Source organism: Streptomyces sp. NPDC005925 (assembly GCF_040638805.1).
Taxonomy (GTDB): domain Bacteria; phylum Actinomycetota; class Actinomycetes; order Streptomycetales; family Streptomycetaceae; genus Streptomyces.
Map to the genome: position 1 here is coordinate 310144 of NZ_JBEXVL010000003.1, position 23199 is coordinate 333342.

The following is a 23199-nucleotide window of genomic DNA, read 5'->3' on the forward strand; positions in this document are numbered from 1 at the left end:
GCCTTCCCCACCGCCCGTGCCGCGTCACACCTCGGCGTGGCCGCGCTGCGGCTTCTCCTCGTCGGCGGCGCGAGTGTGGTCCGGCACGGCGGTCCGGACGGCGGGCGCCGGGCGGCGGAGGTACACGGCCCGGGTGACCACGGTGCATGCCGCGTAGAAGGCCAGGAAGGCGAGGAAGGCGCCGGTGCCGGAGCCGTAGGAGAGGAAGGACTGGCGGAAGGCGAGGTTGATGCCGACGCCGCCGAGCGCGCCCACCGCGCCGATCAGGCCCATGGAGGCCCCGGAGAGCCGGCGCCCGTAACGGGCCGCTTCCTCCCCGGTCAGCCCCTGGGCGAGGGCCTGGTTCCGGAAGATGCCCGGGATCATCCTGAACGCCGAGCCGTTGCCGAGGCCGGTCAGCACGAACAGCACCACGAACGCCACGGTGAACAGCGCAGGTGACTCCCGCACGCCGGCGGTGACGAGGAGGGCGGTGGCGGCGCCCATGGCCACGAAGGTGTGGAGGGTGATCCTGGCGCCGCCGAACCGGTCGGCGAGCGAGCCGCCCAGCGGCCTGGCCAGCGACCCCAGCAGCGGCCCGGCGAACGTGACGTACGCGGCTTCCAGTGGCGTACGGCCGAACTGGCTCTGGAGCACCTGCCCGAAGGCGAAGCTGTAGCCGATGAAGGAGCCGAACGTGCCGACGTAGAGGAACGACATGATCCAGGTGTGCGGGTCGCGGGCGGCGTCCCGGGCGGCGCCGGTGTCGTTGCGCACCGACGCGATGTTGTCCATGAAGAGCCAGGCCAGGACGGCGGCGACGAGGATGAGCGGGAGGTAGGTCCCGAGCAGGACGCGCGGTCCGCCGCCCGCGCCGATGACCGCGAGGGCGGCCAGCTGGATGGCGGGGACGCCGATGTTGCCGCCGCCCGCGTTGAGCCCGAGGGCCCAGCCCTTCTTCCGGAGGGGGAAGAAGGCGTTGATGTTGGTCATGGACGAGGCGAAGTTGCCTCCTCCGACACCGGCCAGCAGACCGACGAGCAGGAACGTGGAGAAGGACGTGCCGGGCTGCATCACCACGAACGCGGCGAGGGTCGGGACCAGCAGCAGCCCGGCCGACACGACCGTCCAGTTCCGGCCGCCGAAGACGGCGACCGCGAAGGTGTACGGCACGCGGACGACGGCGCCGACCAGCGTGACCACGGAGGTCAGCAGGAACTTGTCCGCCGGGGTCAGCCCGTACTCCGGTCCCATGAACAGCACCAGCACGGACCACATGGTCCAGACGGAGAAGCCGATGTGCTCGCAGAGGACGGAGAGGAGCAGGTTGCGCCGGGCGACGGGCTCCCCGGTCTCCCTCCAGAACACCTCGTCCTCGGGGTCCCAGTGCCGGATCCAGCGGCCCCGGCCCGTCGTGGGGGGCGGCGCCGGTTCGGATTCGTCGGGTGCGGGCGCTGCGTCGTTCGGGGCTGTCATGGCGCCTCCGGTGCTCCGGGCTCGGACTCGTACTGAGCGGCTGGGACCCGAAGATAGGGAGGGCGCGTTTCCGCACTGTGGCACCCGGTGACCGGAAGGGAACATTGCCCTCACCCCGCAGGTGGAGGGGGTGAGAGGTCACGGGCGGGGCTCGTGGCGCGGCTCGGGATCACTGCCGGGGCGGCTGCCAGTGCGGGTTCTGCTGGGGGTACTGCGGCTGCTGGGGTTGCTGCGGCATGTGCGGACCCGGGTACGGCTGCTGCTGCGGCTGGGGCGCACCGTACGGGCCCGGTGCGGCCGGGGCGCCGTACTGACCGGGGGCGGGGGCGTGCGGCTGCGGCTGCGGCTGCGGCTGCGGCGGGTAGGGGGTGCCGGGGGCCGGCTGCGCGTAGACGGGCGCCGGCTGGGTGTAACCGGGGGCCGCCGGGGTGCCGTACGGACCCGCGGGGCCCGCGGGTCCGGCGCCGCCGTACGGGCCGCCGAAGGGGTTCCCGTGGCCGGGGAGTCGGGCGCCCGGGGGCAGGTAGCGCGTCCGGCCGGTCTCGTCCGTGACCGGTGCGAAGCCGGCGGCCCGGAGACGGGCGGCGTACTTGGCGTTGCGCCGCCGGGTGATGAAGAACCCCAGGCCCAGAATCGCCATCAGCCCCACCCACAGGATGAGGCTCCACGGCGGAAAGCCGGTCTGGAGGGCGGTCACGAGAGAGCCCACGGTGACGCCGAGCGCGCCGAGCCCCATCCGCTTCTCGGCGTTCTTGCCGGTGAGGTCGAAGTTGATCCGGGCCTTCAGCAGCTCCAGCGCGTCCGGCACGAACGGCGGCAGAGAGACCCCGTCGGACGCGTTCGGGTACTGCGCCCAGTTCTGCGCGGCCCGCGCCCTGGCGTGCGGGCCGGGGTCGGGCACGATCGCCATGATCAGCGAGCTGTTGTTGGCCCCGCCCTGCCGCACGTCCGCGTACTCGTAGCCGAACTGCTGGGCGACGAAGGCGAGCTTGGCGAGCTTCTTCACGGACGACATGGCGCTGGTGAGCTCGACGGGCCCCCCGCCGGCCATCAGCCGCAGCATCTTCTGAATCTGCCGACTGCTCATCCGCCACCCACTCCTCGCGCTGCCCGCGCCACCCGGTCCGCCGGGCGACGCGGGCAGTTTTCCACACCGGTGTGAACGGGGCCCCCGGGCCCGCTAGGGAGCGATCGGGAGCTGCCGCTTGTGCTCGGTGAGGCGGTAGCGGCGGACGATGGCCTCGAGGGCGGCCTCGCCGACCGGCTTGCCCTCGAGGAAGTCGTCGATGTCGTCGTAGGTGACACCGAGCGCGTCCTCGTCGGGCTTGCCCGGGTCGAGGGTCTCCAGGTCCGCGGTCGGCGTCTTCCACACCAGGGAGTCCGGCGCGCCCAGCTCCTGCGCCAGGGCCCGTACGCGCCGCTTGGTGAGGCCGGTGAGCGGTACGACGTCGGCGGCGCCGTCGCCGAACTTGGTGAAGAAGCCGGAGACCGCCTCGGCGGCGTGGTCGGTGCCGACGACCAGCCCGTCGTGCGCGCCCGCCACCGCGTACTGGGCGATCATGCGCTGCCTGGCCTTGATGTTGCCGTGCACGAAGTCCTGGTGGTGCGCGTCGCGGAACTCCGTGCCGCCGGCCACCGCGGCCTCGAGCGCGGCGTCGCTGGCGGGCCTGACGTCGACGGTCAGGACCCGGTCGGGCCGGATGAACTCCAGCGCGCGCTGGGCGTCGTGCTCGTCGGCCTGCGTGCCGTACGGCAGCCGCATCGCGTAGAACGTCGCGTCCCGCCCCTCGGCGCGTACCCGCTCCACGGCCAGCTGGCACAGCCGCCCCGCGGTCGAGGAGTCCACCCCGCCGCTGATGCCGAGCACGAGCGCGCGCAGCCCTGTCCCGGTCAGCCGCCCGGCGAGGAAGGCCACGCGGCGCTCGATCTCGCTCCGCGCGTCGAAGGACTCGCTCACCTGGAGATCCCGGGCGATCTCCTGCTGCACGGCGATGGACTCCGGGTCGGTCATGTCTGCTCCTGGCTCGTCCCCACGGACACCTACGGACACCTTCGGGGCGCCCGCGGACACCCGCGGGCGGTTCTGCGCTGCCCGAGGAACTCTACGGCGGGGAGGTGACGGCCCGGCGGGGTGGGGAGGTGACGGGCCCGTGGGGGGATGGGCAGGCGGGGCCGACGGACACAGCGGGCCGGGCAGGGCGGACGACGCAGGGGCACCGCGGGCCGGGCAGGGCGGACGACGCAGGGGCACCGCGGGCCGGGCAGGGCGGACGAGGCCGGGGCACCGCGGGCCGGGCAGGGCGGGTGAGCGGCAGGGTGCGGCGGGCCGCCCTGAGTGACGGGACACAGCGGGGCAAGTGGGGCCGACAGGGCTCAGGGACCGCCGGATCCGGAATCTTTCCAAGGCCGACACAACTCGTCGCCCGCCGAGGCAAAGGTGCTGGTGAGACCCCTGAGAGCCCTGTGACGGGTGTGCCTAACGGGGCCTGCATGGAACTGCACGCCCCCTTGTTTTCCAGGTCCATGTCAAGAGAAAGTCCCTCCTGCACCACGCTACGCGCATAGCGTTCGTTCCCCTCCGGAGCCAACTTCCGCGCATGACACGGCAGTTGTTTTCCAGGCCGTGCACCCCCCACCCGGTGCACCTACTTGAGGAGTCCCATGCCCCGCACCGCTCTCAAGGGTCTCGTCGCCGCCGGCATCACCGCTGCGACCCTCTTCGCCACCGCCTCGTCCGCCACGGCCGTCCCGGCCGACAAGGCGCAGGTCCTCTCCAGCTGGACCCAGACCAGCGCGTCGAGCTACAACGCCTGGGCCGCCGCCGAGGCCAACCGCTCCGCCTGGTCCGCCTACGCCTTCAACTGGTCCACGGACTACTGCAGCTCCTCCCCCGACAACCCCTTCGGCTTCCCCTTCAAGAAGGCCTGCCAGCGGCACGACTTCGGGTACCGCAACTACAAGGAGATGGGCACCTTCTCCGCCAACAAGGCCCACGTCGACAGTGCCCTCTACGAGGACCTCAAGCGGGTGTGCAACGGCTACTCCGGTGGCACCAAGACCTCCTGCGACAGCCTGGCCTGGACGTACTACCAGGCGGTGAAGAACCTCGGCTGACTCGGCCGGGCAGCCGGCGCACGGGCCGCTCCGCCCCCCTGCGAAGCGGCCCACCCGTCATCAGGCCCGCCGCCCCCGGCGGGCTTTCGGCTTTCCCCTGCCGCCCGCGCTTCCCCCGCCGCCCGGCGCTGCACTGCCGTGGGCCGGCCGGACTTCGCCGCGGCCCGGCTTGCGCGTGCCGTTCGGCCAGAGCCGGGGCGTGCGCCTGGCCGCCACGTCCTCGATCCAGCCGGTCGCGACGATCGTCAGAGCGATCAGCGGCCAGACCAGGGCGAACATCCAGAGCATGTACGTCGAGTCCAGTGCGCCCACCGCTCGCTCGCTCTGCATGAACGGCAGCTCGTAGAGCCGGTCGAGGAGCGGGACCGTGGCCATGATCAGCATGTTGTGCCACAGGTAGATCGTGACCGCCCGGTTGTTGGACAGCGTCACCAGCCGGTCCCACTTCGCCAGCCGGCCCGGCAGTTCCCGCCACGACGGGGAGTACTGGAGCAGGATCACCACGAAACCGAACGACCAGCTCGCCTGGGCCAGTGGAATGTCGTTCAGGTCCCAGCCGTCGGGGCCGAGATGACCCGACGCCCACCACAGTCCGAAGGCCATCATCAGGGCCGCGCAGGAGACGGCGACGTAGCGCGGGATCTGCGTGAGCATGCCCTCGTGGTGGGCGAAGCCGAGGACCCAGCAGCCGCCGTAGACCGCGAAGTCCGAGACGGCGTTGCCGGTCTCGCCCGGGATCGTCACCAGGCCCGTGCCGACGACCGCCGTCAGACCGAGCGGGGCCAGCAGCGTCGGCCACGGGGCGCGGCGGAACGCCCACAGCAGCAGCGGGGACGCCACCACGAACCACAGGTAGGCGCGCAGGTACCACAGCGGCCCTGCCGCCTGCACCGCCCAGGTGTCCTCCAGCAGGCCCGATGTGGAGCCCAGGTGCCAGGGGTACGGGGGCGCCCCGACCGGGACGACGTAGTCGAACAGCTCGACCAGACTCCAGGCGGGGCCGTCGGACGACTCCTCCGCCGGGTTCCAGCCGCCCGCGAACATCAGCGCCAGCACGACCGCGCTGAACGCCCACAGCGGCGGCAGCAGCCGGCGGACGCGGCTCTTGACGACACCCCACGCGGGGCGCTCGAGGGAGCGCGCCATCAGGGAGCCCGCCAGCGCGAACATCACGCCCATCGACGGGAACAGCACCGTCAGCCACGCCCAGCCGAACAGGTGGTACACGACCACGCGGAGCAGGGCGAGGGAGCGCAGCAGGTCCAGGTAGCGGTCCCTGCCCGGCTTCGGCGCGGCCGCGCCGGCCGGCCCGGGCACGGCCTGCGGGACGGTCGGGCGCGTGGTGTAGCCGTGGGTCATGCCACGGGCCTCCGATCACTGCTGGTCCGGGGACTCGGGACGGAACCGCCGGGTGCCTCCACGACCCCGGTCCGCCGCAGCTTCTGCCACCGCAGCCGCCCTCCCGTCAGTGCCGTGATCCACGACTGGAGCAGCACCACGTACATCAGCTGGCGGTAGAGGAGTTGCTGGAGCGGGAGGGAGATGAGGTGGGTCATGCGTTCGCGGTCGAGGCGGAAGGCGTAGGCCGCGCAGACCGCCTGGATCGCGAGCACCCCCAGCCAGGCCACCACCGTCTTCTGGGTGGGTCCGAAGACGATGCCGTAGAGGAGGAAGATGTCGATCAGGGGTGCCAGCAGCGGGGCCAGGACCATGAAGAGGGCGACCAGGGGGAGGCCGACCCTGCCGAAGCGGCCCGACGGACCCCGTTCGACCACCGCCCCGCGGTGTTTCCAGATGGCCTGCATCGTGCCGTACGACCAGCGGTAGCGCTGGGACCACAGTTGCTGGACCGACTCGGGGGCCTCGGTCCAGGCGCGGGCGTTCTCCGCGTAGACCACGCGCCAGCCGTCGCGGTGCAGGGCCATCGTGATGTCGGTGTCCTCGGCGAGCGTGTCGTCGCTCATGCCGCCGACACGCTCCAGGGCGCTGCGGCGGAACGCGCCGACCGCGCCGGGGATGGTGGGCATGCAGCGCAGCACGTCGTACATGCGGCGGTCGAGGTTGAAGCCCATCACGTACTCGATGTGCTGCCAGGCGCCGATCAGGCTGTCCTTGTTGCCGACCTTGGCGTTGCCCGCGACGGCGCCGACGCGCCGGTCGCCGAAGGGCTGGACGAGTTCACGGACGGTGGACGGCTCGAAGACCGTGTCGCCGTCCATCATCACGACGATGTCGAAGCGGGCGTTGGCCAGGCCCCGGTTGAGGGCGGCCGGTTTGCCCGCGTTCAGCTGGCGTACCACGCGGACGTTCGGCAGGCCCAGCGCCTCCACGATGCGGGCCGTGCCGTCGGTTGAGCCGTCGTCCACGACGATGATCTCGACCGGGTGCTCGCTCGCCATCAGGGAACGCACGGTGTTCTCGATGCACTTGGCCTCGTTGTACGCCGGGACCAGCACCGACACCGGTTCGGTCACCGGCGGCCCCCAGCGGAAGCGGCGGCGCCGCACCCGGCGGGAGTGCACCCCGGACAGCAGCAGCATCAGCACGAACCGGCCGATGACGAGCGAGCCGATGACGGCCAGGCCGACCACCAGCCCGTCGGTGATCTTCTCGGAGGCCCGGACCAGGAAGACCCACGCCCTGCCCTTCCACAGGTCGGCCCCCGTGACGGTGGAGTGCGCGCTGGGCGCCCCCAGGGCCTCGGTGAGGTTGTCGAACGCGTACCCCTCGTCCTTCAGTTCCGGCAGCATCCGGTCGAGCGCCGCGACCGTCTGGGCCCGGTTGCCACCCGAGTCGTGCATCAGGACGATCGCGCCCCTGCCGCCCCGGGGCGTGGCACGGCGGACGATCTCGTCCACACCCGGCCGCTGCCAGTCCTCGCTGTCGGTGTTGTTGAGGACGGTGATGTAGCCGCGCGAGCCGATGTACCGGGTGACCGGCCATGTCGCGTTGTCCATGGCGTCCGCGAAGGAGGAGTACGGCGGCCGGAACAGTGAGGTGCGGATGCCGGCAGCGCCGGTGAGGGCGAGCTGGTTCTGCGACAGCTCCCAGTCGATGCGCCTCGTGGACTGGTAGGACAGGTCGGGGTGGTTGAAGGTGTGCAGGCCGATCTCGTGCCCCTCGGCGACCATCCGCCTGACGAGGTCCGGATGACGCGACGTCATGGTGCCGGTGACGAAGAAGACGGCGTGCGCGTCGTGCTTCCTCAGTACGTCCAGGACTTTCGGCGTCCAGGTGGGGTCGGGGCCGTCGTCGAAGGTGAGGACGACCCGGTGGTCGGGCACGCGCAGGCTCGTGGTGCGCCCGCCGCGGGTGTCGATGACCGGGCCGCCGTCGAGGATCTCCTCGGGCACCTTGCCGGTGCCGGCGGGCGGGCGTACGCGGTGGTCGGCGAGGATCTCGCTGTGCACGTAGCCGCGCAGCATCAGCATCGCCACCAGGGCGACGAGCAGCAGCGCGGGAAGCAAGAAACGCATGGGCACACGGCGGCGCCGGGGGCCGCCGCGGGCGCCGGTCGCGGGCCTGCGGCGGTGGGAGCTGGCTGCCATCAGAGGACGTACTCCGGGGAGGGGTGGGCGCCCTGCTCCTGGGGGGAGCTCGCGGCGGGGGGTGCGGTGTCGGCCGGGCCGGCAGCGCGGATCCCGGCGGCGGGCGCGGGGGCGCCGCTGTCGCCGGTGGTCTCCGTGGGCTCGGCCGTGGGCTCGGTCGGTTCCGGGCCGGGCTCCGGGGCCCCGGTGTCCGGCGGGGGCGTGAGCTTCGTCGGGGCCGGGTCGGCGCCGCCGTTGCCCGGCCCGGCGGTCGTCCGCGTCTCGGCGGGCCGCGGGTCGCCGCTCGTGCCCGGCCCGCCGTCGGGGCCGGCCGGAAGCCCGGAGGCGCCGGCGCTCGTGCCGGGCAGCGGGGACGTGCGGTCGCCGGGCGACGCGGAGCCGCCCGGTCCAGGGCTGCCCGTGCCGGTCCCGGCCGGCAGCGTCGACTCGTCGGGCAGCGGGGTGGTGTCGACCCGGCCGGCGGGCTGTCCGCCCGGCTGGCCCGGCACGGGCAGCCAGGGCGCGTCGGAGCTGCCGGACAGCAGCGTCGCGACGATGACGACGGCGTACACCGCGCAGGCCACGGCCACGGCCATGCCGATGCGCCGGTAGAGGCGGCTGCGGCGCCCGGACTCGTCCACGAACACCGGCCGGTCCGAGACGTCCTGGCCGCCGCGCCCGCCGGGAGCGGGACGTCCGTCCGTGTCCCTGCCCGCGGCCCGGCGTATCAGCCCGTCGCCCAGCTGCACGGCGTCGAGCTGCACGGTGACCTCGTGCGGATCCACGGACGCGTCGACGTATGGGGTCACGGACGGGCCCACGTGCGGGTCCGCCGCCATGCCCACGCGCGCGTCCGCACAGGGGTTCCCGGCGGCGCCGTAGCCGTCCTGCCCCCACGGATCGCGCGGGCGGCCCGGCCCCGCGCCGAAGGCGTCCGGTTCCGGGAACTGCCGCGCGGGGTCCGTCCGCGGCAGGACTTCCGTCCGCTCGGCGGGCTGCGTCAGCCGGTGGCGGACGTCGCGGCGCGGGCTCCCGGGCCAGGTGGTGTCCGGGCGGACGCCGGTGCCCGGCGGGGCGGGAAAGGCCCGCGTGGTCACGCCGTCAACGCCGTCTTCCGCCGGCCCTGCCGCCGTGACCGCTCCTGTCGCCGCGGCCGCTTCCGTCACCGTCTCGCCCGCCACCGTCGGGAGTTCCCGCGTCGCGAAGGCGGCCGCGGGCCACTCCGGCTGGGCGTCTTCTCTCCAGTTGTTCACGCGCGCGCTTCCCCCCACGGGACAGTTCTGGGTGCGCTGACGACTCCGAGCACCCGTCGATCGCCCCGGGCCCCCACCCGGATCGAGCGCCCCTTTACCACACCGTGCTCAGACAATGAATGTAGCGCATGCGGAGGAAGTGTGACTCCCATGTGTCAGCCATGAGACGGCTCGACGGCCTCAAGCAGAGGTCATGACGTCCTCGTCCTCGGCCGGGAGCCAACTCCCCGCGGGCCTGTGCAACCATCCCTCACCCGCGCCGACCTGGGCCGCGGCCCTGCGTAGCGCGTCGAGCGCGGGGTGCCGCAGTCGCTTTCGCCACACCAGCGACACGGGCGACAGCGGCACCGGGTCGACCAGGGGCCGCACCACCGTCGCCGGCATGGCCGGGAAGCCCCGCACGACGAGGATCGGGTTCCGGGTCCTGGCCATGATCCGCTGGAACTCCTCCTCCCCCACCGCCAGTGGCATGGGCGGCGCGACGCGTATCCCCCGCCCCTCGAACAGCAGACCCGCGAGAGCGGTCCACTCGGGCGTACGGGGATTGCCGGCGCCCGCGTACACCGACTCCCCCGCGAGGGCGGCCAGCGGGACGTCCGCGAGCCCGGCCAGCCGGTGGTCCTCGGGCAGGACGACGGCCATCCGCTCGTGGCGCACGGGCTGGTGGTCCAGTCCGGCCCGCAGCGCCGGGTCCAGTCCGGCGTACCGGCCGAACGACGCGTCGAGCCGTCCCGCGATCAGCTCGCCCGCGGCGTACGTCAGACCGCTCTCGTAGCGGGCCATCAGCTCGTGCTCGGGGGCGAGTTCGCGGGCCCGGTGCAGGACGCGGCGGCCGGTGGCCAGGCCGGGCGAGTTCAGGTCGACGAGCAGCGGGCGGGCGTGCCCGAAGGCGGCGAGCAGTTCGTCCTGGGTCTGGAGCACGCTGCGCGCGTACGGCACGAGGCGCTCACCGTCGGCCGTCAGCGTGACCTGCCGCGTGGTGCGGACGAAGAGGTCGGCGCCCAGGTCCCGCTCCAGCCGCCCGATGTCCCGGCTGAGCGCCTGCTGGGCGACGTAGAGGCGGGCGGCGGCCCGCGTGAAGTGCAGTTCCTCGGCGACGGCGAGGAAGGCACGCAGCAGGCGGGGGTCGACGTGGGCGGGGGCGGGCATCCACCGAATCTACCGCCCGGCCCGGATTCACCACACAGGCGTGTGAATGAGGCATGACCAGGTGTTGGACCGTGCGATCCCGCCGGGGCGACCGTGGGGGCATGCCGCAGCCCACACCCCGTCAGGCACCCCTGCTCACCGTCACCGCGGACACCCTCGTCGCCGCCGACTTCACCCCCCGGGGCGGCCCGAGGCGCGGCTCTCGGCGCCGCCCGCCCGGCCCCCGCCGCGTGCCCCGCCTCCTCGGCCCCTACCGCCGCCTCTTCCGCCACCCGGGTGCCCGCGCCTTCACCCTCGGGAACCTGATGGCCCGCCTGCCGATGGGCATGTTCAGCGTCAGCGCCGTCGTCATGATCGCCGGGACGCGTGGCTCGTACGCCCTCGCCGGTGCCGTCACCGCGACCGGCCTCGCCGCGACGGCGCTGGTCGCGCCCTGGATCGCACGGCTCGTGGACCGGTACGGGCAGGCCCGGGTCGCCGTGCCCGCCACCGCCGCCGCCGTGTGCGGCTCGCTCGCCCTGCTGCTGTGCGTGCGCCACGGCACCCCCGGCTGGACGCTGTTCGCCGCCTACGCCGCCACCGCCACGACCCCCAACACCGGCGCCATGTCCCGCGCCCGCTGGGCCCACCTCCTCGGCGACGACACCGAGGCACGGCACACCGCGAACTCCTTCGAGCAGGCCGCCGACGAACTGTGCTTCATGCTGGGCCCGGTCCTGGCGGCCTTCCTGTGCGGGACGTTCTTCCCGGAGGCGGGCACCCTCGTCGGCGCCGTCCTGCTGCTGACCGGCGTGCTGCTGTTCACCGCGCAGCGCTCCACCGAGCCCCCGGTCACCGGCCGGCACGGCACCGCGAAGGCACCGCTGCGCGCACCCGGGATGCCGTCCCTGCTGGCGGTGTGCCTGGCCACGGGCGGGGTGTTCGGGGCGATGGAGGTCGTCACGATCGCCTTCGCGGACGCCCAGGGACACCGCACGGCGGCGGGCGCGGCCCTGGCCCTCCAGGCGGCCGGTTCCTGCGCGGCCGGACTGGTGTACGGCACGCTCCGCCCGGCCGGGCCCGCCGAAACCCGGCTGCCGTGGTGCGTGGCAGCGATGGCGGCGCTGCTGACGCTGCCGCTGCTCGCCGCGAACCTCACCGGCTCCCTGCCCCTGCTGGCGGGCACGCTGCTGCTCGCCGGCATGGCGACGGCGCCCACCATGGTCACCACGATGACGCTGGTCCAGCGCCACACCCCCGAGGGCCGTCTCAACGAGGGCATGACCCTCGCGGTGACCGGCCTGCTGGGCGGCATCGCGTGCGGCAGCGCGGCGGGCGGCTGGACGGCGGAACACGTGTCGCCGCCCGCCGGCTACGGCATCCCGGTCGCGGCGGCGACGACGGCCCTGCTGATCAGCGGGCTTCTGCCGGGCCGCGGGCGCTCCATGACCTGAGCACGGCCGGAAAGCGGCACCGGTCCGCCGCCCCGGGGCGGCGGACCGGTGCGGGGGGTCGGCTCAGCCGAGCCCCCACGCCTTCCCCATCCGGTAGGCGGCGCAGAGATTCACGTCGAGGATGTACGCCCCGGCCGTCCCGCACTGCTCGGCACCGGTCCCGGGATCGACGGGCTGCCCGTGCCCCATTCCGGTGATCTCGTAGGTCTCGACGACGGCGTTGCCGAGAGGCCCGCGGTAGATCTTGTGCGGGTAACCGGCCACGGTGTCGCCGGCGTCGGCGGTCTGGTCGGCGCCGTGCACGTTGGTCCACTGCTCCACGAGGTCGGACATGTTGACCGGCTTCACGGTGTAGTCGGCCGTGCCCTGGAACACGGTGAGTGTGGGCCAGGCCCCGGTGTATCCGGGCCGCGCGGCGCGCACCCGGTCGCCCCACTGCTGCGGGGTCTGCGTGGCACCGACGTACATGCACACGTACGGCGATCCGGCGGCCTGCGCGCAGCCGTACGGCAGCCCGGCGACGACGCCGCCCGCGGCGAACTTCTCCGGGTACGTCGCCATCATCACCGAGGTCATGCCGCCGCCCGCGGACAGGCCGGTGACGTAGACGCGGGACGGGGCGCCGGAGACGTCGGCCAGCTGCCGGTCCACCATCTGCGCGATGGACGCGGCCTCGCCCCGGCCGCGCTCGATGTCGCCGGTCTCGAACCAGTTCAGGCAGGAGGAGGCGTTGTTGGCGCTCTGCTGCTGCGGCAGCACGACGGAGAAGCCCCAGCGGTCGGCGAGCTGCAGCCAGCCGGTGCCGGTGCCGTATCCGGACGCGTTCTGCGTGCAGCCGTGCAGGGCGACGACGACGGGCCGCCCGGCGGGCATGCCGTCGGGCACGTACCGGAACATGCGCAGTGCGCCCGGGTTGGTGCCGAAACCGGTGACCTCCTGGAGGGAGGCCGCGCGGGCGGTCGTGGGGGTCAGAAGGGCCGTGAGCAGGGCGACCAGCAGGGTCGCCAGGAGAAGGCGGGGGGATGCCGCGGCTCTGGTCTGTGTCATGCCCCGAGACGGTAGAACCGTGAAACACCCACCGGTATGGAGCGGCCCCCTACAACGGCCGTACGGGTCATGGGCTTTGACACCACGACGAAGGCGACGCGGCCCGCGCTACTGCGGGGCTCACGTCGCCTTCGTCTTCAGGATGGTGGAGATGGCGGGAATCGAACCCGCGTCCAACGGTGCAGAATCAGGGCTTCTCCGTGTGCAGTCCGCTGCGCTTTTCTCAGCCCCGGAGATCACGCGGACAAGTCTCCGACGGGCTCAGTCACTGTGTGGTTTCCCTTTTCACCCCGTGACCGGGATCAAGGTTTAGTCCCCTAGCTGATGCCAGGATCCGGGTCGGGAACAGCCCCGGGCTGACACTCCCGTAGTAGGAGGCTCGCTCTGCTACCTGAGATCAGGCAGCGAGGGCGAAGGCCTGCTGGGAGGAATCGCGCTTGGTGTTGGCGATTATTTTTTTCGGCCTGTGGTTTACGAGATCATGGCCGCTTCCTCGACACGCTTCCCCTGCTTCGACAGCCGCTGTCGAAACCGATCATCCCCATGTTGATTTGACAAACCGCGCACCCGCTGTGAGGTGCAGATGCCATCGTACGTGACCGACGCACGTCGATGCCACCGTATTCCCGGCGGGCCGGGCCCGCGGCCGGTCCGCGGCCGGGTCCGCCCGGGGCCGGACCGCTCAGGCCCGCTGCTTGCGGCGGATCGCGGAGATCACGCGGTCGGCCTCACGGCGGTCCTGCTTCTCGCGCAGGGTCTGCCGCTTGTCGTACTCCTTCTTGCCCTTCGCCAGCGCGATCTCGACCTTGGCGCGGCCGTCCTTGAAGTACAGGGCGAGCGGCACGATCGTGTGACCGGTCTCCTGGGACTTCGACTCCAGCTTCTCGATCTCGGCCCGGTGCAGGAGCAGCTTCCGCTTGCGGCGGGCGCTGTGATTGGTCCAGGTGCCCTGGGTGTACTCCGGCACGTGCACGTTGTACAGCCACGCCTCGTGCCCGTCGAGCTGCACGAAGCCGTCGACCAGCGACGCCCGGCCCTGGCGCAGCGACTTCACCTCGGTGCCGGTGAGGACGAGACCGGCCTCGTAGGTGTCGATGATGAGGTAGTCGTGCCGCGCCTTCTTGTTCTGCGCGATCAGCTTGCGCCCTTTTTCCTTAGCCATAGTGCCGCCCATTTTCGCACTACGAGGGGGGTGTCCGGGAAGTCGTTTACGGCGCGGCCCCCGGTGGCCCCCGGTCCCGCCCGGAACCGTTCCGGCGGCTACTTGGTTTCGCCCAGGCCGCTGAGGACCGTCTCCGCGCGGTCCAGTGCTCCCCGGTCCGCCTCCAGGTCGGGGGTGATGCCCCGCCCGTCGACGCCCCGGCCGCAGGGGGTGCGGTAGTGGCCCACGGTCAGCTCGGCGACGGAGCCGCCGGGCAGCCGGCTCGGCATCTGCACGGAACCCTTGCCGAAGGTCCGGGAGCCGACGACGACCGCGCGGCCGCGGTCCTGGAGGGCACCGGTGAGCAGTTCGGCCGCGCTCATGGTGCCGCCGTCGACGAGGGCGACCAGTGGCCGGACGGTGTCACCGCCGGACTCGGCGTGCAGGGCGCGCTGCGAGCCGTCGACGTCGTACGTGGCGACGAGGCCGCCGTCGAGGAAGGCGGACGCGGCGGTCACGGCCTCGGTGACCAGGCCGCCGGAGTTGCCGCGCAGGTCGAGGACTATGCCGGCGGAGGCCGGGGCCTGCCGTACGGCGGTGCGGACCTGCCTGCCGGTGCCCTTCGTGAACGCGACGACCTTGATCACGGTGGCGCCGCCGGGCAGGGTCTGCACGCTCACCGAGTCGGTGGTCAGCCGGGCGCGGCGCAGGGTCTGGGTCCACGCCCGCGTGCCGCGCTCCAGGCCCAGCCGGACGGCGGTGCCGGCGTCGGCGTCGGTGGCGTCGCCTCGCAGCAGAGAGACGACCTCGGTGACGGGCAGCCCGTCGACCCGGTGACCGTCGACGCCGCGCAGTCGGTCGCCCGCCCGGATCCCGGCCTGCGCGGCGGGCGAGCCGCCCACCACCTTCGTCACCTCGACACGGCCGTCCCGCTCGCGCCGGGCCCACAGCCCGACGCCGGTGTACCGGCCGTCCAGGGTCTCCTCGAACTCCTCGTACTCGCCCTCGGAGTAGATCGCGGCCCAGCGGTCGCCACTGCGGCTGACGGCACGCTCGGCGGCCTCCACCGGGGACTTGCCGTCGGCCACGGCCTCCTCGGCAGCCCTGGCGATGTCCTCGTGGTGACCGGCGGGGGCGGCGGCGCGGGCCCTGTCGGGTGCGGGGCGGCGCTCGGGGCCGGGCAGTGAGCCGGTGGCCGCGCCGGCGATGAGGACGCTGGTGAACACCAAGGTCAGGGTGGCCCCGCGGCGCGGGCGGCGGGGCTGACAGAACAGGTCACGACCTGACATGCCGGTGAGTCTAGGACAACGCGAAGGGCCGCACGGCCGGTTGACCGTACGGCCCCTTTGGCATGCGTCACACCTTCAGATACTTGCGCAGAGCGAAGAAAGCGGCCATCGCGGGCATCACGAAGCTGGTCGCGAGGATGAGCGGCAGTTTCGCCAACACGGCGTCCCACCCGATGAAGTTGATCAGGTTCAGCTTCTCGGAGAGGGCGAGCCCGTTGTCGATGATGAAGTACCGGCCGACCACCAGGAAGGCGCAGGCGACACCGCCGCCGATGAGTCCGGCGACCGCGGCCTCCATGATGAACGGCGCCTGGATGTAGAAGCCCGAGGCGCCCACCAGCCGCATGATGCCGGTCTCGCGCCGACGGCTGAACGCCGAGACCCGCACGGTGTTGACGATCAGCATCAGCGCGACGACGAGCATCAGCGCCATCACCGCGCGCGCCGCCCAGTTCATGCCGTTCAGCAGCCCGAAAAGATTGTCCAGGATGCCCTTCTGGTCCTGCACGGACTGCACGCCCTCACGCCCGTCGAAGGCGGTCGCGATGACCTGGTACTTCTCCGGGTCCTTCAGCTTGATGCGGTACGACTCCTGCATCTGGTCCGGCGTGAGCGAGCTGGCCAGCGGGGAGTCGCCGAACTGCTCCTTGTAGTGCTTGTAGGCCTCGTCCTGCGACTCGTGGACGACGCTGTCGACGACCGACATCTTCTTCAGGTCGGACTCGATCAGCGCCTTCTGGTCGTTGGTCACCGCACCCTTGGCGCAGTTGGGGTCCGACTCGGCGTCGCTCTTGTTGCAGAGGAACACCGAGACGTTGACCTTGTCGTACCAGTAGCCCTTCATGGTGCTCACCTGGTCGCTCATCAGCAGCGAACCGCCGAACAGGGCCAGGGACAGGGCGACGGACACGATGACGGCGAACGTCATCGTCAGATTGCGGCGGAGACCGACACCGATCTCCGACAGGACGAACTGGGCGCGCATGGCGACTCGTTATGCCTTTCCGTGGACGGTCATCGGGCGGCCGGTACGGCGGTCAGTGCTGGTAGCCGTAGACGCCGCGGGCCTGGTCCCGGACCAGGCGGCCCTTCTCCAGCTCGATGACGCGCTTGCGCATCTGGTCCACGATGTTCTGGTCGTGCGTGGCCATCACGACGGTGGTGCCCGTCCGGTTGATGCGGTCGAGCAGCTTCATGATGCCGACGGAGGTCTGCGGGTCGAGGTTGCCGGTGGGCTCGTCGCAGATGAGCAGTTTGGGCCGGTTGACGAAGGCCCGCGCGATGGCGACGCGCTGCTGCTCACCGCCGGACAGCTCACCGGGCATGCGGTCCTCCTTGCCGCCGAGCCCGACGAGGTCGAGCACCTGCGGCACGGACTTGCGGATCTCGCCCCGGGACTTGCCGATGACCTCCTGCGCGAACGCGACGTTCTCGGCGACCGTCTTGCTCGGCAGCAGCCGGAAGTCCTGGAACACGGTCCCCAGCTGGCGCCGGATGTGCGGCACCTTCCAGTTGGAGACGCGCGCGAGGTCCTTGCCCAGCACGTGCACCTGGCCGTGGCTGGTCCGCTCCTCGCGCAGGACCAGCCGCAGGAAGGTGGACTTTCCCGAGCCGGAGGACCCCACGAGGAACACGAACTCGCCCTTCTCGACCTCCAGGGAGACATCCCTGAGGGCTGGACGGGTCTGCTTGGGGTAGACCTTGGACACGTTGTCGAATCGGATCACGGATGCACCACGGGTCGCCGGGGGTAGATGAGCGTGACCATACGCGAACCGGGGAGCCGAGTGCAGGCACCGGCCGGGGTTGCGGGAAGGTTGTACGCATTTGCACCGGCTCGGGTTGACCCCGGCCCGGTGAGCGGTACGTCACGCACGGTCCGCACCGACCGAAGGGGCCCGGGCCGAAAGCCGGCACAGGCCGAAGGGAGCATGGGCCGATTGCGGCGGGACCTGGCACAGTGGAGGGGAACGTTCGCGTGCCCGCGGGCGTTATGCAGGGTGGGAACCGGTGCAAGGAGGGCGAAGCGCATGACGTACGACCGGTTGGTGTGCGCGAACTGTGCGGCGCCCGTGGCCGAGGGCCGCTGCCCCGTGTGCCGGGCGAACCGCGAGCGGCTGCAGCACGAGAACTTCTTCGCGGGTCTGAACCCGATGGCCCTGGTCGCACTGCTGGCGGTGCTCGTCGCCGCGGTGGCGCTGCTTGCCCATCAGACCGTGTAGGCCCGCCCCCGGAGCTCGTCCGGGGCCGTGACGTAACGCATCGTGAGGAAGGGGCCCGGAGCATTGCGCTCCGGGCCCCTCTCCCACGCGTCACCCACTCACGCGCCGTGCGCTTGTCTCACGCTCCGCCGCGGAGCGCGAGCCGTCAGGCGGTGGCGCCGCCGCGGCCCGCCATGAGGCGCGGCAGGACACGGAAGCCGATACCGCCGGCGATCATCGTCGCGGCTCCGACCAGCAGGAACGTGGTCTGGGCCGCACCGGTCTCGGCCAGCTCGCCGCCGTTGCCCTGGGCCGACGTGTCGGAACCCGTGGCCTCGCCGGTGTCGGTCAGGGACGAGGAGCCCTCTTCCTGCGGCTCCGGGCCCCCGTCGGGGTCGGTCTGGTCGCCGCCGGTGCTGCCACCGGTGGTGTCCGTACCGCCGTTGCCGCCGCCGTTGCCGCCGTTCCCGCCGCCGTTGCCGCCGTTGCCTCCGCCGTTGTCGCCGGAGCCGCCGTTGTCACCGCCGCCGTTCTCGTCGCCGCCGGTGCCGCCGCCGTTCCCGCCGCCGTTGTCGCCGGAACCGCCGTTGTCGCCGTTGCCGCCGTTGTCACCGCCGCCGTTCTCGTCGCCGCCGGTGCCGCCGCCGTTGTCGCCGCCGCCGTTGTCGTCACCGCCGATGACGCCGCCGATCACGCCGCCGATGGCGCCGCCGTTGTCACCGCCGCCGTTCTCGTCGCCGCCGGTGCCACCGCCGTTGTCGCCACCGCCGTTCTCGTCACCGCCGGTCGTGCCGCCGGTGGTGTCGTCGCACTCAGGGTCGACGACGACGTCGCACGACGGCGGGTCGTCGTTGACGCTCACGCCGAGGCCGACACCGATGTCGAGGGCCGAGGCGGCACCCGCGGCGGTCAGCGAGGCACCGGCGGCGATCACGGCGCCGGCCGCGATCCGCGCGACGCGGATCCGCGTCTTCTTCGTCATGTGATTGCTACCCCCAGTAGCTGATCGTCAATGAGGCGGCGCTCGGGGGCCGTGATCGACGGAGGTAGCTGAAGTGAAGCCCCCGGTTCACATGCGCCCCAGAGATACGCATGCCACGCTTCACCCTTCCCACTTTTTAAAGCAACGTCAAGGCCGTTGCGCACACGATGTCCAGGTGTGGGTACTTTGCGGGCCATGAAAAGCGTGACTGTGACGTAAAACCCAGACATCACGGTACGCATAAGGCAACTGCCGCCCCGAAGGCGTCAGTTGCCTGACCGGCCACGACGCCCCGGGGCGCCGCGCGTTACTTCTCCTGCTGCTTGCGCCAGCGAATGCCGGCCTCGAGGAAGCCGTCGATCTCGCCGTTGAACACGGCCTCCGGGTTGCCCACCTCGAAGTCCGTCCGCAGGTCCTTGACCATCTGGTACGGGTGCAGCACGTAGGAACGCATCTGGTTTCCCCACGAGTTGCCGCCGTCGCCCTTGAGGGCGTCCATCCGGGCCTGCTCCTCCTGGCGGCGCCGCTCGAGCAGCTTCGCCTGGAGCACGTTCATGGCGGTGGCGCGGTTCTGGATCTGGGAGCGCTCGTTCTGGCAGGAGACCACGATGCCGGTCGGGAGGTGCGTGATGCGCACCGCGGAGTCGGTCGTGTTCACGCCCTGGCCGCCGGGGCCCGAAGAGCGGTAGACGTCGATGCGCAGCTCCGACTCGTCGATGTCGACGTGGTCGGACTGCTCCACGACGGGCAGCACCTCGACGCCCGCGAAGGACGTCTGGCGGCGGCCCTGGTTGTCGAAGGGCGAGATGCGCACCAGCCGGTGAGTGCCCTGCTCCACGGAGAGCGTCCCGTAGGCGTACGGCGACTGGACGGCGAAGGTGGTCGACTTGATGCCGGCCTCTTCCGCGTACGACGTCTCGTAGATCTCGGTCTTGTAGCCGCGCTGCTCCGCCCAGCGCAGGTACATGCGCTGGAGCTTCTCGGCGAAGTCGGCGGCGTCGACGCCACCGGCCTCGGCGCGGATGTTGACGAGCGCCTCACGGGCGTCGTACTCGCCACTGAGGAGGGTGCGGACCTCCATCTCGTCCAGCGCCTTCCTGACGGCGACGAGCTCGGAGTCGGCCTCGGCGCGGGTGTCCGGGTCGTCCTCCTCCTCGGCCATCTCGAAGAGCACGGAGAGATCGTCGATCCGGCCGCGCAGGGCCTCCGCCTTCCTGACCTCGGCCTGGAGGTGGGAGAGCCGGCTGGTGATCTTCTGCGCCTCGTCCGGGTTGTCCCACAGGGACGGCGCTGCCGCCTGCTCCTCGAGCACGGCGATGTCTGCCCTCATCCTGTCGAGGTCCAGAACGGCCTCGATCGACTCCATGGTGGAGGAGAGGGACTTGAGCTCTTCGGATACGTCGACGACTGCCACGCCTCCAGCGTAACGGCTCCGCCCGTCGGCCATGCCGGTGGCCGCGGGACTCGGTCCTACGGCATGACCGGCGCCGAGTTCCGGGTGTCCCCGGGGGGCGTCTTCGCGTCGTCGCCCGAGGTGGCCAGCCAGGTGCCGACCCCGATCGCCGCCGTCAGGACCGCGGCGCCCGTGCCGAGCACGATCCGGCGTCGCCTGGCGACCGCGCGGTTGCGGGCCGAGCCGGGGCGGGGCGTGCCCGCCGCGCGCGGTGCCCGGGCCGTGCCCCGGGCCCCGCCGGCCAGCTCGTCGGGGGCAGGGACCCGCATGGAGGTGTGGGTGTCGCGGTTGGCGTCCGCGGGCCGGGCGCCCGGCACCAGCGGCACCGCGCCGCGACGCCGTACGGCCGGCTGCTGCTGTCCGCCCGTGGCGGCGCCCGCCGCGGGCTCCTCCGCGGTCTCCTCCGCCTGCTCCACGTCCGGCTCGTCCACGTCCAGCGGCGGCATGCCGGCCAGCATCGGCAGCAGTTCCCGCAGCCGGCTGCCCAGCTCGGAGGCGCGCAGCCGGGAGGCCGGGGCCTTCGCGAGGCACTGCACCATCAGCTGCCACAGCTCGTCGGGGATGCCGGGCAGCGGCACCACCGTCTCCGTGACGTGCCGGCGCAGGACCGCGCCCGGGTGGCCGCCGCCGAACGGGGTGAAGCCGGCCAGCAGCTCGTAGAGCACCGTGGCCAGGGCGTAGATGTCGACGGCCGCGCGGGGCGGAAGGCCCTCGACGATCTCGGGGGCCAGATAGTCGGGCGTGCCGATGATCTTCGTGGCGCGGGTGCGGCGCGGGGTGTCGATGAGTTTGGCCACACCGAAGTCGGTGAGCAGCGCGCGGTGCGATCCGCCGGGGCCGAGCGGGCCCTGCATGTCGAGCAGGACGTTCTCGGGTTTCACGTCGCGGTGGACGACACCCGCGGCGTGCGCGGCGGCCAGCGCGTCCGCGACGTCGGCGACGATCGCCACGGCGGCCTCGGGGGCGAGCCGCCGGTCCCGTTCGACCCGGGTGCGCAGGTCGGTGCCGCGGACCAGGTCCATGACGAGCGCGAGGTCGTTGCCGTCGACGACGAGGTCGCGCACGGTGACGATGTTGGGGTGCTCCAGGCCGAGCAGTGCCGTCCGCTCCTGCACGAAGCGGCCGACGAGCTCCTGGTCGGAGGCGAGGTCCTCGCGCAGCAGCTTGACGGCGACGGGGCCTTCCGGCCCTTCGCCCAGCCACACCGTGCCGGCGCTGCCCCGGCCCAGGATCTGGTTCGCGGTGTACCGGCTGCCGATCTTCCGTGCCAAGGCTGCTCCTACAGACGCGTGTTGTCGCTAAAAACTACGCGTCCGAGGAGCCAACCTTCACCGTCGCGGCGGAAATCACCCACTGGGTGTCGACAAATCTCCAGACTCGCGTGCCGGGGCGGGGGTGCCGGCCCGTGCCGTGGGCCTGGCGGTGTCAGCCCGTGCCGCCCGTGTCGCCGCCCGAGCTGCCGCCGAGGTCCTCGATCCAGCCGGTCACCGTGGAGAACCAGTCGGTGAGCTGGTCCCAGTAGCCCTTGGTGGTGCCGATCCACTCCTGCAGCGGGCTCAGTTCCCAGATCAGCCAGCCCGCGACGAACAGGATGACGAGCGTGAACAGGCAGCCCTTGAGGCAGCCGAGGCCGGGAATCCGCATCGGGCTGGAGCTGCGCCCCCGGGGCTCCCGCGCGGGCCGCTGCCGCTCCGGCGGAGGGGACGGCGGGGCGTACCGCTGCGGCTGGGGCTGCTGGGGCGGGGGCGGCGCGTAGCGCTGCGGCTGCTGCTGCCTGTAGCCCTGCGGGGGCTGCTGGGGCTGGGGCTGGCGCTGCGGGGGCCGGCCCTGCTGGGGGCGGGCGACCTGCCGCTGGGGGCGGCGGCGCAGCGGGTCCTCGTTCGGGTCGAGGTACTGGACCTGCGTCTGTTCGTTGCGGTCGCGGGCGGCGCGGAGCTGGTTCTGCCAGGGGTGCGGGTCCTCGGGGCCGCCCTGCTGACCGTGCCCGCCCTGCGGCATGACGGCGGTGGGGTCGGCGGCGCCGGCCGGGCCGCCGGTATGCGGGAGGACGCTGGTCGCGGCGTTGGGGTCGTAGGCGCCCGCGCCGTGCGGGAGCACCTGGGTGGGGTCGGCGTCGCCGCCCGTGCCCGGGGAGCCCGGCACGGGGGCGGGGGCCGGGTCGGGGGCGAGCAGTGCGCCGACGTTGTCGGCGGCGGCGATCTGCGCGGAGTTGGCGTGCACGCCGATGCCCTCGGCGACGACGCGCAGGCCGCGTGCGAGGTTCTCGGCGCTGGGGCGCTGGTCGGGGTTCTTGCGCAGGCAGCGCTCGATGACCGTCCACAGCGGGTCGGGGACGGTGGAGGGGCGGCGCGGCTCGGCGCTGAGGTGCTGGTGCAGCACTTCGAGGGCGGAGCTGCCGGCGAACGGCGGGCGGCCGGTGACCAGCTCGTACAGCAGGATGCCGGCGCCGTAGATGTCGACGGCGGAGGTCTGCGGGTGGCCCTCGGCGGACTCCGGCGCCACGTACGCGGGCGTGCCGACGAACTCGCTGGTGCGGGTCAGGCCCGGGGAGTCGGCGAGGCGGGCGATGCCGAAGTCGGTCAGCAGCGGGTGCAGCCTGCCGCCGTCCTGCTTGAGCAGGACGTTCGCCGGCTTCAGGTCGCGGTGCACGACGCCGTCGGCGTGGCTCGCGGCCAGCGCGTCGGCGATCTGGGCGGTGATCAGCGCCGCGCCGACCGGCGTGAAGGGGCCGTTCTCGCGCAGATAGCGGTGCAGGTCGGGGCCGTCGACCAGGTCCATCACCAGGGCCAGCAGATCACCTTCGACGACGAGGTCGCGGACCCGCACGATGTTCGGGTGGGTCAGGCGGAGCAGGACGGACCGCTCCCGCAGGAACCGCGTCACGACGTCGGCGTCGTTCGCGAGCTCCTCCTTGAGGACCTTGATCGCGACGGTCTCGCCGGGCTGTCCCTGCACGGCCGCCTCGGCGCCCGCCGTCTCCCGCTGGCGGGCCCGCCAGACGGTCCCCGTCGCGCCACGTCCGAGCGGCTCCTCGAGGAAGTACTTGCTGCCTACCGGCCGCACGTCATGCGCTCCCTGCTGATTGCTGGCTGGCCCGGGCACCTGTTCCGCAGCGTGCTCCAGGGGGTCTTCGGACCTCTTCGGCCCAACTGTAG

Annotated in this window: 19 protein-coding genes and 1 other RNA gene; 3 read left to right on the forward strand and 17 right to left on the reverse strand. The window is 72.4% G+C overall.

Annotated elements, in window-relative coordinates; all coding sequences use genetic code 11:
- Nucleotides 1-24 precede the first annotated feature (24 nt).
- The 3 genes from ABZ354_RS06655 to nadE form a co-directional block, all read right to left on the reverse strand.
- Nucleotides 25-1455 (reverse strand): nitrate/nitrite transporter, encoded by a 1431-nt coding sequence (locus ABZ354_RS06655; RefSeq protein WP_358653636.1) that lies wholly within the window; start codon nt 1453-1455, stop codon nt 25-27.
- A 169-nt stretch (nt 1456-1624) separates the two neighbouring features.
- Entirely contained in the window at nt 1625-2542 is a 918-nt protein-coding gene (locus tag ABZ354_RS06660; protein WP_358653638.1) for a hypothetical protein, read from the reverse strand.
- Between the two features lie 93 nt (nt 2543-2635).
- Complete coding sequence (gene nadE, locus ABZ354_RS06665; protein WP_358653640.1) at nt 2636-3466, reverse strand: ammonia-dependent NAD(+) synthetase; 831 nt, start codon at nt 3464-3466, stop codon at nt 2636-2638.
- A gap of 650 nt (nt 3467-4116) precedes the next feature.
- Here nadE and ABZ354_RS06670 point away from each other — a divergent pair.
- Nucleotides 4117-4569: a phospholipase gene (locus ABZ354_RS06670; protein ID WP_358653642.1), complete on the forward strand. Its 453-nt coding sequence runs from the start codon at nt 4117-4119 to the stop codon at nt 4567-4569.
- Between the two features lie 60 nt (nt 4570-4629).
- On the opposite strand, the gene ABZ354_RS06675 is transcribed toward ABZ354_RS06670, so the two are convergent.
- The 4 genes from ABZ354_RS06675 to ABZ354_RS06690 form a co-directional block, all read right to left on the reverse strand.
- The gene (locus ABZ354_RS06675; protein WP_358653644.1) at nt 4630-5928 is read right to left on the reverse strand and encodes an acyltransferase; all 1299 of its coding nucleotides are present in this window, start codon (nt 5926-5928) and stop codon (nt 4630-4632) included.
- Nucleotides 5925-8117: a glycosyltransferase gene (locus ABZ354_RS06680; protein ID WP_358653646.1), complete on the reverse strand. Its 2193-nt coding sequence runs from the start codon at nt 8115-8117 to the stop codon at nt 5925-5927. Before ABZ354_RS06680 ends, ABZ354_RS06675 begins: the two co-directional genes overlap by 4 nt.
- A complete protein-coding gene (locus ABZ354_RS06685; RefSeq protein WP_358653648.1) occupies nt 8117-9349 on the reverse strand; it encodes a hypothetical protein in 1233 nt (410 codons plus the stop codon). Before ABZ354_RS06685 ends, ABZ354_RS06680 begins: the two co-directional genes overlap by 1 nt.
- A gap of 180 nt (nt 9350-9529) precedes the next feature.
- Nucleotides 9530-10498, reverse strand: a complete 969-nt coding sequence (locus ABZ354_RS06690; protein WP_358653650.1) for a LysR family transcriptional regulator — start codon at nt 10496-10498, stop codon at nt 9530-9532.
- 101 nt (nt 10499-10599) lie between these two features.
- Here ABZ354_RS06690 and ABZ354_RS06695 point away from each other — a divergent pair, with 101 nt between their 5' ends.
- Nucleotides 10600-11931, forward strand: coding sequence for an MFS transporter (locus ABZ354_RS06695; RefSeq protein ID WP_358653652.1), 1332 nt, complete (start codon nt 10600-10602; stop codon nt 11929-11931).
- Nucleotides 11932-11994: 63 nt separating this feature from the next.
- Here ABZ354_RS06695 and ABZ354_RS06700 read toward each other — a convergent pair whose 3' ends face one another.
- The 6 genes from ABZ354_RS06700 to ftsE form a co-directional block, all read right to left on the reverse strand.
- Entirely contained in the window at nt 11995-12978 is a 984-nt protein-coding gene (locus ABZ354_RS06700) for a PHB depolymerase family esterase (protein ID WP_358653654.1), read from the reverse strand.
- A gap of 143 nt (nt 12979-13121) precedes the next feature.
- Nucleotides 13122-13521, reverse strand: a transfer-messenger RNA (tmRNA) gene (gene ssrA, locus ABZ354_RS06705).
- Between the two features lie 139 nt (nt 13522-13660).
- Nucleotides 13661-14140 carry an SsrA-binding protein SmpB gene (gene smpB, locus ABZ354_RS06710; RefSeq protein ID WP_358653656.1) on the reverse strand — a complete coding sequence of 160 codons (480 nt, stop codon included), beginning with the start codon at nt 14138-14140 and terminating at the stop codon, nt 13661-13663.
- A 98-nt stretch (nt 14141-14238) separates the two neighbouring features.
- Nucleotides 14239-15408, reverse strand: a complete 1170-nt coding sequence (locus tag ABZ354_RS06715) for a S41 family peptidase (RefSeq protein ID WP_358653658.1) — start codon at nt 15406-15408, stop codon at nt 14239-14241.
- Between the two features lie 67 nt (nt 15409-15475).
- Nucleotides 15476-16393 (reverse strand): permease-like cell division protein FtsX, encoded by a 918-nt coding sequence (gene ftsX, locus ABZ354_RS06720; RefSeq protein WP_358653660.1) that lies wholly within the window; start codon nt 16391-16393, stop codon nt 15476-15478.
- Nucleotides 16394-16445: 52 nt separating this feature from the next.
- Nucleotides 16446-17135 carry a cell division ATP-binding protein FtsE gene (gene ftsE / locus ABZ354_RS06725; protein WP_358653662.1) on the reverse strand — a complete coding sequence of 230 codons (690 nt, stop codon included), beginning with the start codon at nt 17133-17135 and terminating at the stop codon, nt 16446-16448.
- Between the two features lie 303 nt (nt 17136-17438).
- Between ftsE and ABZ354_RS06730 the strand changes: the two genes are divergently transcribed.
- The gene (locus ABZ354_RS06730; protein ID WP_358653664.1) at nt 17439-17630 is read left to right on the forward strand and encodes a hypothetical protein; all 192 of its coding nucleotides are present in this window, start codon (nt 17439-17441) and stop codon (nt 17628-17630) included.
- 145 nt (nt 17631-17775) lie between these two features.
- Here ABZ354_RS06730 and ABZ354_RS06735 read toward each other — a convergent pair whose 3' ends face one another.
- From ABZ354_RS06735 to ABZ354_RS06750, 4 genes are all read right to left on the reverse strand, one after another.
- The gene (locus ABZ354_RS06735; RefSeq protein WP_358653666.1) at nt 17776-18591 is read right to left on the reverse strand and encodes an LPXTG cell wall anchor domain-containing protein; all 816 of its coding nucleotides are present in this window, start codon (nt 18589-18591) and stop codon (nt 17776-17778) included.
- A gap of 307 nt (nt 18592-18898) precedes the next feature.
- The gene (prfB, locus tag ABZ354_RS06740; RefSeq protein ID WP_358653668.1) at nt 18899-20005 is read right to left on the reverse strand and encodes a peptide chain release factor 2; all 1107 of its coding nucleotides are present in this window, start codon (nt 20003-20005) and stop codon (nt 18899-18901) included.
- A 56-nt stretch (nt 20006-20061) separates the two neighbouring features.
- A complete protein-coding gene (locus ABZ354_RS06745; RefSeq protein WP_358653670.1) occupies nt 20062-21315 on the reverse strand; it encodes a serine/threonine-protein kinase in 1254 nt (417 codons plus the stop codon).
- A gap of 154 nt (nt 21316-21469) precedes the next feature.
- Nucleotides 21470-23107 (reverse strand): serine/threonine-protein kinase, encoded by a 1638-nt coding sequence (locus ABZ354_RS06750; RefSeq protein ID WP_358653671.1) that lies wholly within the window; start codon nt 23105-23107, stop codon nt 21470-21472.
- Nucleotides 23108-23199: the final 92 nt, after the last annotated feature.

Bases quoted from the DNA above. Each gene is read 5' to 3' on its own strand.
- ABZ354_RS06655 (WP_358653636.1), bottom strand. From the start codon at position 1,455: ATGACAGCCCCGAACGACGCAGCGCCCGCACCCGACGAATCCGAACCG.
- ABZ354_RS06660 (WP_358653638.1), bottom strand. From the start codon at position 2,542: ATGAGCAGTCGGCAGATTCAGAAGATGCTGCGGCTGATGGCCGGCGGG.
- nadE (WP_358653640.1), bottom strand. From the start codon at position 3,466: ATGACCGACCCGGAGTCCATCGCCGTGCAGCAGGAGATCGCCCGGGAT.
- ABZ354_RS06670 (WP_358653642.1), top strand. From the start codon at position 4,117: ATGCCCCGCACCGCTCTCAAGGGTCTCGTCGCCGCCGGCATCACCGCT.
- ABZ354_RS06675 (WP_358653644.1), bottom strand. From the start codon at position 5,928: ATGACCCACGGCTACACCACGCGCCCGACCGTCCCGCAGGCCGTGCCC.
- ABZ354_RS06680 (WP_358653646.1), bottom strand. From the start codon at position 8,117: ATGGCAGCCAGCTCCCACCGCCGCAGGCCCGCGACCGGCGCCCGCGGC.
- ABZ354_RS06690 (WP_358653650.1), bottom strand. From the start codon at position 10,498: ATGCCCGCCCCCGCCCACGTCGACCCCCGCCTGCTGCGTGCCTTCCTC.
- ABZ354_RS06695 (WP_358653652.1), top strand. From the start codon at position 10,600: ATGCCGCAGCCCACACCCCGTCAGGCACCCCTGCTCACCGTCACCGCG.
- ABZ354_RS06700 (WP_358653654.1), bottom strand. From the start codon at position 12,978: ATGACACAGACCAGAGCCGCGGCATCCCCCCGCCTTCTCCTGGCGACC.
- smpB (WP_358653656.1), bottom strand. From the start codon at position 14,140: ATGGCTAAGGAAAAAGGGCGCAAGCTGATCGCGCAGAACAAGAAGGCG.
- ABZ354_RS06715 (WP_358653658.1), bottom strand. From the start codon at position 15,408: ATGTCAGGTCGTGACCTGTTCTGTCAGCCCCGCCGCCCGCGCCGCGGG.
- ftsX (WP_358653660.1), bottom strand. From the start codon at position 16,393: ATGCGCGCCCAGTTCGTCCTGTCGGAGATCGGTGTCGGTCTCCGCCGC.
- ABZ354_RS06730 (WP_358653664.1), top strand. From the start codon at position 17,439: ATGACGTACGACCGGTTGGTGTGCGCGAACTGTGCGGCGCCCGTGGCC.
- ABZ354_RS06735 (WP_358653666.1), bottom strand. From the start codon at position 18,591: ATGACGAAGAAGACGCGGATCCGCGTCGCGCGGATCGCGGCCGGCGCC.